The 12,516-nt window shown below is 71.2% G+C and carries 16 protein-coding genes; 15 read left to right on the top strand and 1 reads right to left on the bottom strand.

Translation table 11 applies throughout. The features are described 5' to 3' along the window. Positions 1–7: 7 nt before the first annotated feature. The 6 genes from J7357_RS08820 (at position 8) to J7357_RS08795 (ending at position 4,372) form a co-directional block, all read left to right on the top strand. Positions 8–1,240 (top strand): endonuclease/exonuclease/phosphatase family protein, encoded by a 1,233-nt coding sequence (locus J7357_RS08820; RefSeq protein WP_209245836.1) that lies wholly within the window; start codon positions 8–10, stop codon positions 1,238–1,240. Positions 1,241–1,466: 226 nt separating this feature from the next. After that, positions 1,467–1,829, top strand: coding sequence for a roadblock/LC7 domain-containing protein (locus J7357_RS08815; RefSeq protein WP_010341183.1), 363 nt, complete (start codon positions 1,467–1,469; stop codon positions 1,827–1,829). Positions 1,830–1,838: 9 nt separating this feature from the next. Beyond that, positions 1,839–2,339 carry a PAS domain-containing protein gene (locus J7357_RS08810; RefSeq protein ID WP_209245835.1) on the top strand — a complete coding sequence of 167 codons (501 nt, stop codon included), beginning with the start codon at positions 1,839–1,841 and terminating at the stop codon, positions 2,337–2,339. Then, the gene (locus tag J7357_RS08805) at positions 2,336–3,091 is read left to right on the top strand and encodes a PhnD/SsuA/transferrin family substrate-binding protein (protein WP_209245834.1); all 756 of its coding nucleotides are present in this window, start codon (positions 2,336–2,338) and stop codon (positions 3,089–3,091) included. Before J7357_RS08810 ends, J7357_RS08805 begins: the two co-directional genes overlap by 4 nt. A 7-nt stretch (positions 3,092–3,098) precedes the next feature. Continuing rightward, the gene (locus J7357_RS08800) at positions 3,099–3,740 is read left to right on the top strand and encodes a hypothetical protein (protein WP_244667382.1); all 642 of its coding nucleotides are present in this window, start codon (positions 3,099–3,101) and stop codon (positions 3,738–3,740) included. Continuing rightward, the gene (locus J7357_RS08795; protein ID WP_010341187.1) at positions 3,737–4,372 is read left to right on the top strand and encodes a hypothetical protein; all 636 of its coding nucleotides are present in this window, start codon (positions 3,737–3,739) and stop codon (positions 4,370–4,372) included. Before J7357_RS08800 ends, J7357_RS08795 begins: the two co-directional genes overlap by 4 nt. Before the next feature lie 79 nt (positions 4,373–4,451). On the opposite strand, the gene purT is transcribed toward J7357_RS08795, so the two are convergent. Next, positions 4,452–5,639, bottom strand: a complete 1,188-nt coding sequence (gene purT / locus J7357_RS08790) for a formate-dependent phosphoribosylglycinamide formyltransferase (protein WP_209245833.1) — start codon at positions 5,637–5,639, stop codon at positions 4,452–4,454. A 196-nt stretch (positions 5,640–5,835) separates the two neighbouring features. On the opposite strand from purT, the gene J7357_RS08785 reads away from it, so the two are divergent. The 9 genes from J7357_RS08785 to J7357_RS08745 all read left to right on the top strand — a co-directional run bounded on the left by J7357_RS08785 (position 5,836) and on the right by J7357_RS08745 (position 12,458). Next, positions 5,836–6,987, top strand: a complete 1,152-nt coding sequence (locus J7357_RS08785; RefSeq protein ID WP_209245832.1) for an aromatic ring-hydroxylating dioxygenase subunit alpha — start codon at positions 5,836–5,838, stop codon at positions 6,985–6,987. Next, a complete protein-coding gene (locus tag J7357_RS08780; RefSeq protein ID WP_209245831.1) occupies positions 6,977–7,603 on the top strand; it encodes a DapH/DapD/GlmU-related protein in 627 nt (208 codons plus the stop codon). The genes J7357_RS08785 and J7357_RS08780 overlap by 11 nt, the downstream gene beginning before the upstream one ends. Positions 7,604–7,949: 346 nt before the next feature. Then, a complete protein-coding gene (locus tag J7357_RS08775) occupies positions 7,950–8,822 on the top strand; it encodes an SPFH domain-containing protein (RefSeq protein ID WP_148828822.1) in 873 nt (290 codons plus the stop codon). A 13-nt stretch (positions 8,823–8,835) separates the two neighbouring features. Beyond that, entirely contained in the window at positions 8,836–9,126 is a 291-nt protein-coding gene (locus J7357_RS08770) for a hypothetical protein (RefSeq protein ID WP_209245830.1), read from the top strand. Next, positions 9,123–9,302: an Arc family DNA binding domain-containing protein gene (locus J7357_RS08765; RefSeq protein ID WP_209245829.1), complete on the top strand. Its 180-nt coding sequence runs from the start codon at positions 9,123–9,125 to the stop codon at positions 9,300–9,302. The genes J7357_RS08770 and J7357_RS08765 overlap by 4 nt, the downstream gene beginning before the upstream one ends. Continuing rightward, the gene (locus J7357_RS08760) at positions 9,299–9,475 is read left to right on the top strand and encodes a DUF4177 domain-containing protein (RefSeq protein WP_209245828.1); all 177 of its coding nucleotides are present in this window, start codon (positions 9,299–9,301) and stop codon (positions 9,473–9,475) included. The genes J7357_RS08765 and J7357_RS08760 overlap by 4 nt, the downstream gene beginning before the upstream one ends. Before the next feature lies 1 nt (position 9,476). Continuing rightward, positions 9,477–10,799: an alpha/beta fold hydrolase gene (locus tag J7357_RS08755; protein WP_209245827.1), complete on the top strand. Its 1,323-nt coding sequence runs from the start codon at positions 9,477–9,479 to the stop codon at positions 10,797–10,799. Then, entirely contained in the window at positions 10,796–11,389 is a 594-nt protein-coding gene (locus J7357_RS08750) for a hypothetical protein (RefSeq protein ID WP_209245826.1), read from the top strand. Before J7357_RS08755 ends, J7357_RS08750 begins: the two co-directional genes overlap by 4 nt. 250 nt (positions 11,390–11,639) lie before the next feature. Beyond that, a complete protein-coding gene (locus tag J7357_RS08745) occupies positions 11,640–12,458 on the top strand; it encodes an APH(3') family aminoglycoside O-phosphotransferase (RefSeq protein ID WP_209245825.1) in 819 nt (272 codons plus the stop codon). The last annotated feature ends 58 nt before the right edge of the window (positions 12,459–12,516 follow it).

Here is a 12,516-nt window from a genome sequence, read left to right as displayed (position 1 = left end):
TGGGCGCATGACATCACGCCTCTTCCTGCTCGCCCTGACCCTGCTGTGCGGCGCCTGCGCGCACACCGTTCCCACTTCTTCCACGATGACCGACGCTGCCGCGCCAGCCGCCACGACGCTGCGGCTGGCCACCTACAACACCTCGCTCAATGCCGACGAACCCGGCGGCCTGATCGCCGCGCTGCAGGGCGACAGCGCGCAGGCGCGCAAGATCGCCGCGGTGCTGCAGCAGGTGCGCCCGGACCTGGTGCTGCTCAACGAGTTCGACTACGACGACGCGCACCGCGCGGCCGACCTGTTCGAGCAGCGCTACCTGGCGGTGCCGCAGCCGCACGGCGGCGCGGCGCTGCGCTACCCGTACCGCTACCTGGCGCCGGTCAACACCGGCGTGCCCAGCGGCCTGGACCTGGACAACGACGGGCACATCGGCGGCGAAGGCCGCGCGCGCGGCAACGATGCCTGGGGCTACGGCCTGCATCCCGGCCAGTACGGCATGCTGCTGCTGTCCAGGTACCCGATCGACACCGCCGCGGTGCGCAGCTTCCGCCTGTTCAAGTGGAGCGCGATGCCCGGGGCGCTGCGTCCGGTCGATCCGGCCACCGGCCGCTTCTTCTACAGCGACGCGGTGTGGGCGCAGCTGCGGCTGTCGTCGAAATCGCATTGGGACGTGCCGGTGCGCACCCCGCTGGGCGTGCTGCATGCGCTGGTGGCGCATCCGACCCCGCCGGTGTTCGACGGCGCGGAGAAGCGCAACGCGGCGCGCAACCACGACGAACTGCGGCTGTGGCGCGACTACCTGGACGATGCCGGCCGCGGCACGGCGCGCTGGCTGTGCGACGACGCCGGCCGCTGCGGCGGACTGGCCGCCGATGCGCAGTTCGTGCTGCTCGGCGACCTCAACAACGACGTGATCGACGGCGAAGGCCGCCACGATGCGATCCGTGCGCTGGTGACGCATCCGCGCGTGCTGCAATACCCCACCCCGCACAGCGCCGGCGGCGAGGAGACCACGCGCGCCTACGCGGCCAACGGCGTCGCGCACCGCGGCCCGCCGCAGCAGGTCACCGGCGATTTCGGGCCCAAGGCCGGCACCATGCGCCTGGACTACGTGCTGCCGTCGCGCAGCTTCCGCTACCTGGACAGCGGCGTGTTATGGCCGGCGTCCAGCGATCCCGCCGCCGCCATCGCCGACGGCAGCGACCACCATCTGGTCTGGGTCGACGTCGCCGCGGGACCGTAAGCGAAGGCGGGAGAACATAGCGCGGGTCGCGACGCGGCCCGCGCAGCCAGCATCGGCGGCCCATGGGCCGCCGCGTTGTTTCTGGCAGACCATGGCCCGCGTTGCCCGTGGACCGACTGCCGCGCCAAGCACCGCCATCGGCCTTGATCCAGATCAAGGGCAAACCCGCGCCGACGCGGTCCAATGCCTCCCGCACCCGGTCGGGATGCGCAAGCGGAAGGCGAGCATGCGAACGCAACAGTTGCAACAGGCGCTGGAGGGCCTCAACGGCGCCACCGCCGATATCGAGGCTTCGGCGCTGATCTCCCTGGACGGGCTGATGATCGCCTCGGCGATGCCGCAGGGCATGGACGAGGACCGGGTCGGCGCGATGTCGGCGGCGCTGCTCGCGCTGGGCGAACGCAGCGCGCGCGAGCTGGCGCGCGGCACGCTGGAGCGGGTGCTGATCCAGGGCGAACTCGGCTACGTGATCATGAGCGCGGCCGGCCGCGAGGCGGTGCTCACCGTGCTGGCCAAGCCCAGCGCCAGGCTGGGCCTGGTGTTCCTGGACATCAAGCGCGCCGCGCAGGCGCTGCAGCAGATCCTGTAGGGCGCCGCCATGCCGCTGCCGCCGATGGATCCGCCGCACGAGCCGCACCGCAGCGCCGAGCTGCGCTATCACGATGGCAGCCGCCGCACCGTGTACTGGAGCGAGCGCGAGGTCGCCTACCCGGACGGGCGCCTGATCGTTTCGCGCACCAACCTGGACGGCGTCATCACTCATGCCAACGACGCCTTCGTCGAACTCAGCGGCTGGCCGCGCGAACTGCTGATCGGCGCGCCGCACTGCATCCTGCGCCACCCGGAGATGCCGCGGCGCGCATTCCGCGAACTGTGGGACACCGTGCTGGCCGGCGAGAAGTGGCACGGCTACGTCAAGAACCTGCGCCGCGACGGCGCCTGCTATTGGGTCTACGCCACCGCCTTGCCGAACGTGCGCGACGGCCGCGTGGTCGGCTTCACCTCGGTGCGGCGCAAGCCCTCGCGGCGGCGCATCGAGGCGCTGCAGCCACTGTACGCGCAATGGCTGCAGGACGAACAGGCGGAGACGCCGGCATGAGCTGCACGTTCCTGGTCGCGCCGGACTTCGCGCCCGAATACTTCGGCGGCTGGTACCTGCTCAGCACGGTGCTGCAACGCCGCGCCGGCATCGGCCTGCGCCTGCTGATGCCGGCCGACGCCGCCGAACAGCGGCAACTACTGGACGACAGCGTCGTCGACCTGGTGTACGCCAGCCCGTTCGACGCCAGCGCCTTGATCCGCGACCGCGGCTACCTGCCGCTGGTGCGGCCGCGCGGCCGCGCCGACGAGGTGGTGATCGCGACCGCGGCCGAGGCGCCGGCGCGCTGCGTGGAAGACCTGCCCTACGGCTGCCGCATCGCGCTGACCGCCAACCACGACGTGCGCCTGATCGGCCTGCGCCTGCTGGAACCGGCCGACCTGGAGCCGGAACGCATCGCCTGGCGCCCGGCCAGCAGCTACGCCGCGGTGGCGCGGTTGCTGCTGGAGGGCGAAGCCGACGCCGGCCTGTTCCTGGCCACCGCCTACCACGGCCTGTCGCGGCTGACCCGCGCGCGGCTGCGCCCGCTGGTGGAAAGCGCGCTGTGCGAAATCGGCCACGTGCTGCTGGCGCATCCGCGCCTGGGCCCGCAACTGCCGGTGCTGCGCGACACCCTGCTCGCGCTCGGCGATGCCGCGCACCGCGACGACCAGGCGGTGCTCGATGCGCTGGGCCTGGAGCAGGGCTTCGAGGCGATGGCCACGGAGGACGCCGAATTCATGATCGACCTGATCGACACCCTGCTGGACTGAGGCGCCCATGGCCACCACTCCCGCCCGCGACCCCGCACGCCTGGTGATGCGCACCCATGCCCGCGCGTTGCTGCGCGACCCGCGCGACGCCGCCGCGCACCTGGCGCGGCTACATGCGGCGCTGCAGTTGCACGACAACGAACCGACCCAGGGCGTGCTCGCCGACCTGTTCGTGGCGCTGCCACGCCACGACATCGCCTTGCGCCAGTTGGCGCTGCAGATGGCCGCGACGCATCTGCCGCCGCACGTGGCCGAGGCCTTCCAGCGCCACAGCCAGGGCCACGCGCTGCTGCCGATCAACGCCCTGGCCACGCGCTGGAGCGTGCTGGCGCGGCCGTCGGCCGACGTGCCGGCGCGGGTGCGCCGGGCCAGCCCGGATCATTCGCGGCGGATGGTGCGCGAAGTGGTGGACGCGCTGTGCGATGGCGCGCCGATCGCCGCGGCGCGCTGCGAGCGCGAGTTCCTGGACTACTGCATCAGTTGCCAGGACAAGCTCGCCTTCATGCTCGCCACCCGCGAACTGCGCCGCCACGCGCTGGCCCTGGGCGACCGCTGGGACCGCACCGCACGCTGGCTGCAGCAGCGCGAGCCGCTGGGCGGCCGCAGCGTCGATGCCCTGTCCTTTTCCAGCGCGAGTGCGCCGCGATGACCACCCACGAACCGACCGGCTCCGAACCGACTTGGCTGATGCCGACCCCGCACGGCGTACTGCACGGCTTTGCCAGCGCCACGCCCGACCGTATGCAGCGCGCGCTGCAACTGTTGCTCGGTGCGCACGGTGCGTTGTCGCTGCAGGAATGGCGCCAGCGCGTGGGCGGCGACGCGCAGCGGCTGCTGCAGGAGGCGCGCGAACAGCAATGGGTGCAGTTGCTGCGGCGCGCGGTACCGGGGCCGGAAATCCGCCTGGACGATTTCGCCCAGCACGTGATCGCCCCGCTGTCGGCCGAACGCCGCGCGGTGCTGGCCTCCGACAGCGGCTTCTGCCTGGGCCATGCCGGCCTGGACCAGGAACAGGCCGAGACGCTCAGCGTGGCCGCCGCCGACTTTTCCGGCTTCGCCCAGCGCCAGAGCGCGCGCGGCTGGCATGGCGCGCACCGCTACGTGGCGTTCTACAGCGAGCCGCAGTTGCTGCTGCCGGACTGGTCGTTCGTGCCGTTCTGGGTCGACGGCGCCGGCTATTGGCTGGTGCTGGGCGGCGAGGCCCTGCTCAACAATCTGGCGATGGTGGAACTGGTGTGGAGCATCCGGCTGGCGGCGGCACGGTTTGCGCCGCCGGCTTGAGAGCCGAAAATGGGGAATCGGGAGTGGGGAATGGGAAAGCGGGTCCGCGCTTGGGCCCACTTTCCCTGCATCTGAACTTCTAGGCGTCTAGGTCGATGCTGAGGGCGGCGGCGGCGTCGCGGGCGGTTTGCCGCGCTTCGTCGATGCTTCCGCCGCGGGCCAGGGTCACGCCGACGCGGCGGTGGCCGTGCACGCTGGGCTTGCCGAACAGGCGCAGGGCGGTGTCCGGGGCCTGCAGGGCGGCGTCGACGTTGCCGAAGCGCGGCACGCCTTCGCCGTGCGCCAGCAGCGCGCACGAGGCCGACGGGCCGTTCTGGCGGATCGCCGGAATCGGCAGGCCGAGGATCGCCCGCGCATGCAGGGCGAACTCGCTCAGTTCCTGCGACACCAGGGTGACCAGGCCGGTGTCGTGCGGCCGCGGCGACACTTCGCTGAACCAGACCTCGTCGCCCTTGACGAACAACTCCACGCCGAACAGGCCCCAGCCGCCGAGATCGTCGGTGACCGCGCGGGCGATGTCCTGCGCGCGCTGCAGCGCCAGCGCCGACATCGGCTGCGGCTGCCAGCTCTCGCGGTAGTCGCCGTCCTTCTGCCAGTGCCCGATCGGATCGCAGAACGCGGTGCCGCCGGCGTGGCGCACGGTCAGCAGGGTGATTTCGTACTCGAAGTCGATGAAGCCTTCGACGATGCAGCGGCCGGCGCCGGCGCGGCCACCGGTCTGCGCGTACTCCCAGGCCGCATCGATGTCGGCGGCGCTGCGCAGGGTGCTCTGGCCCTTGCCGGAGGACGACATCACCGGCTTGACCACGCACGGCAGGCCGACCGCGGCGATCGCCTCGCGGTACTGCTCGGGCGTGTCCACGAAGCGGTACGGCGAGGTCGGCAGGCCCAGGGTCTCGGCGGCCAGGCGGCGGATGCCTTCACGGTCCATGGTCAGCCGCGCCGCACGCGCGGTCGGAATCACCCGCTGGCCCAGGTCGCGCTCCAGCGCCACCAGCGTTTCGGTATGGATCGCCTCGATCTCCGGCACGATCAGGTGCGGCTGTTCGCGCGCGATCAGCTCGCGCAGCGCCATCGCATCGAGCATGTCGACCACGTGGCTGCGGTGCGCGACCTGCATCGCCGGCGCATCGGCATAACGGTCCACCGCGATCACCTCCACGCCGAAGCGCTGCAGTTCGATCGCCACTTCCTTGCCGAGTTCGCCGGAGCCGAGCAGCAGCACGCGGGTGGCGGAAGCGGACAGCGGGGTTCCCAGAGTGACCATGACGGCGGCGCCTGCGCGAAGAGGGGGACCGTATTCTAACGGGCCGGCGCCCCGCGCCGGCACAGGGCCGGCCACGCCATCGCCTGCGCGCAGCGAGGTGCTATCTTCTGCAGCGTCACCGGGGATGTCTCGCCATGCACGCACGCAGCGTCGGAAACCGCCACGGCACGCCCTGCCGCACCATCGAGGGTCGCCCGTGCATTCGCTGATGCCGGCCGAAGCCTACATCGACGAGGCCTGGTTCGCCCGGGAGCGCGAGCTCCTGATGAAGCCGCTGTGGCAGTTCGTGGCCCCGCGCATGCTGCTGGACAAGCCCAATGCCTTCGTGCGCCGCTCGGTGTGCGGGGTGGACGTGGTGGTGCAGAACATCGACGGCGAGCTGCGCGCCTTCGACAACCTGTGCCTGCACCGGCAGAACCCGCTGCAGCAGCAACCGCAGGGCGTGCGTCCGCTGGTCTGCAGCTACCACGGCTGGCGCTACGGCGCCGACGGCGGCGTGGACAACATCCCCTTCCAGGACGATGCCTACCGCCTGGCACCGGAGGCGCGCGCCTGCCTGCGGCTGCGCCGCTTCGCGGTGGCCTGCATCGGCAAGCTGGTGTTCGTGAACCTGTCGCCCGCGCCGATGCCGCTGGAAACGCAGTTCTCGCTGGAGGCGCTGGAGATGCTGCGCGCCGCCTCCGAGCAGTTCGACGACGAAGTGCTGGTGGCGACCTTCGAGGCCGACTTCAACTGGAAACTGGCCTACGAGAACCTGCGCGATGCGCTGCACCCGCGCTTCGTGCATGCGCGCACGCTGGCGCAGCAGGTCAAGTTCCAGGTGCAGATGGACGATGCCGGCGTCGCCGAGGCGCGCCGCTACCACGCCGAGGGCAGCGCCTCGCGCGAGGCGCATCTGGCGCGCCTGCGCGATTTCAGCAGCGGCGGCCTCAACGAACCACTGCTGGCGATGGCGCACTACCCCTGGCACGCGCACGTCGAGCGTTTCGGCAACGACGACTGGTATCTGAACTGGCTGCTGTACCCGAACCTGCACATCGCCTCGGGCTCGGGCGGCTATTCCTTCATCATCGAGCACCATCAACCGGTGTCGGCGCAGCGCACCGACCTGCTGGTCTACTACGTCACCGCGCGCAAGAAGCAGCGCTACCCGGGTTCCGACGCGGTGCTGCTCGGGCACCTGCACGGCGCCGAGAAGGTGCTGCGCGAGGACATCGAGATCATGGAACAGGTGCAGTCGGGATTGCGCGCCGGCGCCCCGCGCGCGGTGCTGGGCGACTACGAGCACGCCAACATGCAGATCGAACGCTGGTACATGGATGTCATGGAGGGCCGCCATGTCCTCTGACAAATACGTGGTCGGCAGCGGTGCGCTGCTGCGCTGGGCGCTCGCCGCCTGGGCCGAGGCGGCGCCGGACTGCGTGCTGCATCCGCTGGACGTGGCGCAGGGCAAGGACTACCGCTTCGACCTCGATGCCCTGCACGCACTGGCCGACACCGGCGCCACCGCCTTCGTCGCCTGGGGCGCGCAGTTCCTCAACTTCCGCCGCCAGGAGCTGATGGGCGAACTGAAGGCGCGCGGCTTCAGGATGCCGCCGCTGATCTGCCGCGGCGCGCAGGTGGCCGCGAGCGCGCGCGTTGGCGAGAACTGCGCGATCGGCGCCGGCGCCATCGTCGATGCGCACTGCGACATCGGCTTCAACGCCTGGATCGGCGCGGCGGCGGTGCTGGAATCGGCGGTCAAGGTCGGCGCCTCGGCATGGATCGAGGCCGGCGTGACGCTCGGTGCCGAAGCGCAGATCGGCGCCCAGGCCACGCTCGGCCGACAGGTCGACATCGGCCCCGGCGTGCGCATCGGCAAACGCTGCCAGATCGAGATCCCCGGCCGCTACCGCAGCGACATCGCCACCGGCACCCATCACCTCAGCGGTTTCCGCTCGCCGGTGCTGATTCTCGGCGGGTGAGTGGCCGCCTCGGCGGCCGGGAATCGGGATTGGGGAATCGTAAAAGCGCTGGGTCTGCTGTCCCCGGCGTGACAGCACGCGGCCGATGGATGCACACCGCCGACGCCCGCCAAGTCGACACCCGGGCTGCCGCCGCAGCACCTGCCCCTTCATACCTCGCGACTTCAGCGCCCTACCGATCCTCAAAAGCGGATGCCGCACGCAGGCGGGTAGCCGGCTCCCCTAGACCCGCCCGCCCCCATGAACCCGCTTCCACGATTCCCCATTCCCGATTCCCCGCTCCCCGCCTCTTGCAACCTGATATCAATTTGATATCGTTTCGTCCAACCACCCAAGGACGTCCACCATGAAAGAGCAGCCCCGTTCCTCCCTGCCCGGCATTCCGATGATCGTGGGCCTGGTCCTGGTGTTCGTGGCCGGCGCCGGGGCGATCATCGCCACCGGCGTGCTGCAGCCGTCGGCGATGCCGTGGACCCTGCTGGTCGCGATCCCGGTGCTGACCGTCGCGCTGTTCCTGGTGGTCGGCCTGTACGCGCTGGAACCGAACCAGGCCGCGGTGCTGAGCCTGTTCGGTCGCTACGTGGGCACGGTCAAGGACCCGGGCCTGCGCTGGAACAACCCCTTCTTCAGCAAGCGCAAGGTCAGCCAGCGCGTGCGCAACTTCGAGAGCGGCCGGCTCAAGGTCAACGAACTGGACGGCAGCCCGATCGAGATCGCCGCGGTGATCGTGTGGCAGGTGATGGATGCCTCCGAGGCGGTCTACAACGTCGACGACTACGAGAGCTTCGTGCACATCCAGTCCGAGGCGGCGCTGCGCGCGATGGCCACCAGCTATCCCTACGACCAACACGAGGACGGGCAGATCTCGCTGCGCAGCCATCCCAACGAGATCAGCGAACAGCTCAAGCGCCACCTCGACGAACGCCTGACCCAGGCCGGCGTGGACGTCATCGAGGCGCGCATCAGCCACCTCGCCTACGCCCCGGAAATCGCCCAGGCGATGCTGCAGCGGCAACAGGCCAACGCGGTGATCGCCGCGCGCACCCGCATCGTCGCCGGCGCGGTGGGCATGGTCGAGATGGCCCTGGCCGAACTGCAGAAGAACGGCGTGGTCGCGCTGGACGAGGAGCGCAAGGCGCACATGGTCAGCAACCTGTTGACCGTGCTGTGCTCGGACCGCGGCACCCAGCCGATCGTCAACGCCGGCTCGCTGTACTGAGGTGTCGATGCCCATGTATGCCGCCATTGCGCCGCTGGCGCTCGCCCTCTCCGGCCTGCCGGCCCTGGTCATCGCCGCCTGGGTCGGCGGCAAGGGCGACGACCGCGCGCGCGGGCTGGGCCTGCGCTGGGCGCTGATCGGCTTGGCGATCCTGCTCGGCGCGGCGGCGCTGTACTGGACCGGCGGCCAGCGCGCCGGCGTCTATGCGGTGGCGATCGCACTGCTGCTGACGGTGAACGCGCTGATCGTGTCGATGCTGCTGCACCTGCGGCGCAGCGACGCCGCGCGGCAGGAGCGGTCATGAGCGAGAAGAAGGCCTATCCGCTGCGCATCAACGCCGACGTGCTGGCGGCGGCGCAGCGCTGGGCCGACGACGAACTGCGCAGCCTCAACGCGCAGATCGAATACGTGTTGCGCGACGCGCTGCGCAAGGCAGGGCGGCTGCCCAAGCCGCGTGACGACAAGGAGCCGAAAGCATGAGCAAGCGCTGGGAATACCTCACCGTCGAGGCCAAGACCAATCTGATGCTGGGGCTGAAACTGGACGAGCTGCAGGCCGACCTGAACAAGCACGGCAAGCTCGGCTGGGAACTGGTCAACGTCGTCGCACTGCCGGGCACCAAACCGCTGCTGATGTTCAAGCGGGAGCTCTGACATGCGCCGGCATCGGGTCCTCGCACCTGTACTGGCGGCGATGCTGGCGCCGCTCACGGTGCTGGCTGCGGCGCCACAACAAACCGCCAGCGCGCTACTGGATCGCCTGCAGGCCGGCGACCTCGCCGCGGTCGAAGCCGAGTTCACCCCGGCGATGGCCAAGGCGGTGCCGCCCGCCAAACTGGCCGAGGCGTGGCACACCTTGTCCGCGCAACTGGGCGCGCTGCAGCAGCGCGGCCCGGCCAGCGAACGCCAGCAGCACGGGCTGCGGGTGATCGAACAGCGCCTGCAGTTCGAGCGCGGCGCATTGATGGCGCATGTGTCGATCGACGCGGACGGCAAGATCGCCGGCCTGCTGTTTACCCCCGCACCGCCGCCGGCGCCTCCGCCTCCCGCCGCCAACGCCGGCTTCCGCGAACAGGCGTTTGCGGTCGGTCCGCTGCCAGGCACGCTCGCCCTGCCGGTGGGCAAGGGTCCGTTCCCGGCGGTGGTCCTGGTGCACGGCTCGGGCCCGCAGGACCGCGACGAGACCATCGGCCCGAACCGTCCATTCCTCGACGTCGCACGCGGGCTCGCCGCGCGGGGCATCGCGGTGCTGCGCTACGACAAGCGGACCTTCGCCTTGCCGGAGAGCTTTGCCGGGCGCATCAACCAGGGGTTCACCATGGACGACGAGACCACAGACGACGCCGTCGCCGCGGTGGCGGCGCTGGCGCGCACGCCCGGCATCGACCCTGCGCGCATCGTGGTGATGGGCCACAGCCAGGGCGGCATGCTCGCCGCCCGCATCGCACGCCGCTCCGGCAAGACCGCCGGCATCGTGCTGTGGGCGGCGCCGGCGCGGCCACTGCTGGACCTGCTGATCGAACAGAACCGCTACCTGCTGAGCCAGGAACATCCGCCGTCGCCGCAGCGGCAGGCGGCGCTGGCCGAGATCGAGCGCCGCGTGGCCAAGGTCCGCGGCGGTGGCGAGGTCGCGCGCAGCGATTCGCCGCTGGACGTGCCCGCCACCTACTGGCGAGCGTTCGACCAGGTCGACCCAGTCGCCGACGTCCGCGCGCTCGGGCAGCCGGTGCTGTGGCTGCAGGGCGAGCGCGATTTCCAGGTCACCGCGCCGGACTGGCAGCGTTGGCAACATGCGCTGGCCGACGACCCGCGCGCGACCCTGCACCGCTACGCCGCGCTGAACCACCTGGGCATCGCCGGCAGCGGCGCACCCGGACCGGCCGAGTACGCGACGCCCGGCCACGTCGACCCCGCCCTGATCGCCGATGTCGCGACCTGGGTGCGTACTCTGCCCACCAGCCATGGAGCCGCACCATGAGCCGACTGCGCTCCGCGTCGCCCTCCCCGGCGCGGCAGTATCCGGTGGCGCCGGCGCATCGACTGGGCCTGGCCTTGTGGCTGTGGCTGCCGCTGCTGCTCGTGGCCGCGGTGATCGGCGCGTTCGCGCTGCACGCGGCGCGGCCCGGCGCGCTCTGGTGGCATTTCGGGCTGCTGGCGCTGATCGGCGTGGCCGGCACCGCCACCTTCGCGCGGCAGCGCGTGCTGCTGCACGACGGCCTGGTGGACGTACGCGCGACCTTCCTGACCAAGCGCGTGCCGCTGGCCGCCCTGCGCCTGGACAACGCGCGCGTGGTCGCGCTGTCCGAGCACACCGGCTTCAAGCCGGCCTTGAAGCTGCTCGGCTTCGGCTACCCCGGCTTCCATGCCGGCCACTACCGGACCCGCGACGGGCACAAGGCGTTCTGCCTGATCACCAGCGACCGCGTCCTGGCCGTTCCGCTGCACGAGGGCGGCTGGCTGCTGCTCAGCGTCGAACATCCCCGGCAGGTGCTGCAGGAATGGCAGACGCTCGCGGCGACGGCGCGCAGCGGCGAAGACACCCGCAGCACGGCGCGCCGCATGGCCTGAGTCCGGCGCGCCTCGCCTCGCCGCGTCGGCCGCTGCTGCGACCGGCCGCGCAGGGCACGACGTGCTGCGCGGTGCGGCAAGGTCTCGCGGTGCGACGCGCCCGATCCGTGGAGCACACCGCGTCGGGCGTTCTGGCGTCTGCGAGGCGATATGCTGGAACACCAGCCACCCGCGTCCTCGTCGCCAGCCGCGCGCGTCGCGACGACAGCGACGACGTCGCCTTCCACATGACGCCTCGAGGATCGGCCCGATGGACGACGCAGCGCCCCGCGAGATTCCCACTACCGCACCGGCGCTGCCGCCGACGCTGTCGGCGCGGCTGCACGGGCTGCACTGGCACCGCAATCTGGTCGGCGAAGCCGGCGCCCAGGTCTACCGGCTCGACGGTGCCGGCACGCCGGATCTGTATCTCAAGCGCGGCACCGGCACCTCGCACGACGACGTGGTGGACGAGTTCGCACGGCTGCACTGGCTGCGCGGAACGCGCGGCGTGCCGCGCGTGCTGCATTTCGAGGCCGACGCCGCCGGCGCCTGGCTGCTGAGCGAAGCGCTGCCGGGCAAGACCGCCTACCAGTGGCTGCAGGAGGCGCCGGCGCAGGCCGAGCGCATCGTGCAGGCGCTGGCCGAGTTCCTGCGTGCCTTCCACGCCACGCCGATCGACACCTGTCCGTTCGACGCCAGCCACCCGCTGCGTCTGACCGCGGCGCAGCGCCGGCTGCAGGCGGGCCTGGTCGACACCGGGGACTTCGGCGCCGCGCGCGCCGGCTGGTCGGCGGAGGCGGTGTGGCAGGCGATGACCGCGCTGCTGCCGCTGGCCAGCGAACGCGTGCTGAGCCACGGCGACTACTCGCTGGACAACATCCTGCTCGACGCGCCGGACCGCGTCGTCGGCGTGATCGATCTCGGCCGCGCCGGGGTCGCCGATCCGTACCAGGACCTGGCGATCCTGGCCAACTGCCTGGACGAATTCGGCCCGGCGCTCGCCGACCACTTCTTCGCCGCGTACGGCATCGCCACGCCAGACCTCACGCGGCTGCAGTTCCATCAGTTGCTCGACGAGTTCTTCTGAGCCGCGCCTGCCCCGTCGTGCGCGGCGCGGCGGGATCGCCCGACGACTGGCCGCCCGC

The sequence above is a fragment of the Xanthomonas sp. D-109 genome, from assembly GCF_017746095.1.
Classification (GTDB): domain Bacteria; phylum Pseudomonadota; class Gammaproteobacteria; order Xanthomonadales; family Xanthomonadaceae; genus Xanthomonas_A; species Xanthomonas_A sacchari.
Note: the sequence above shows the minus strand (reverse complement) of the source record. Positions and strands in the feature narration are given on the sequence as shown.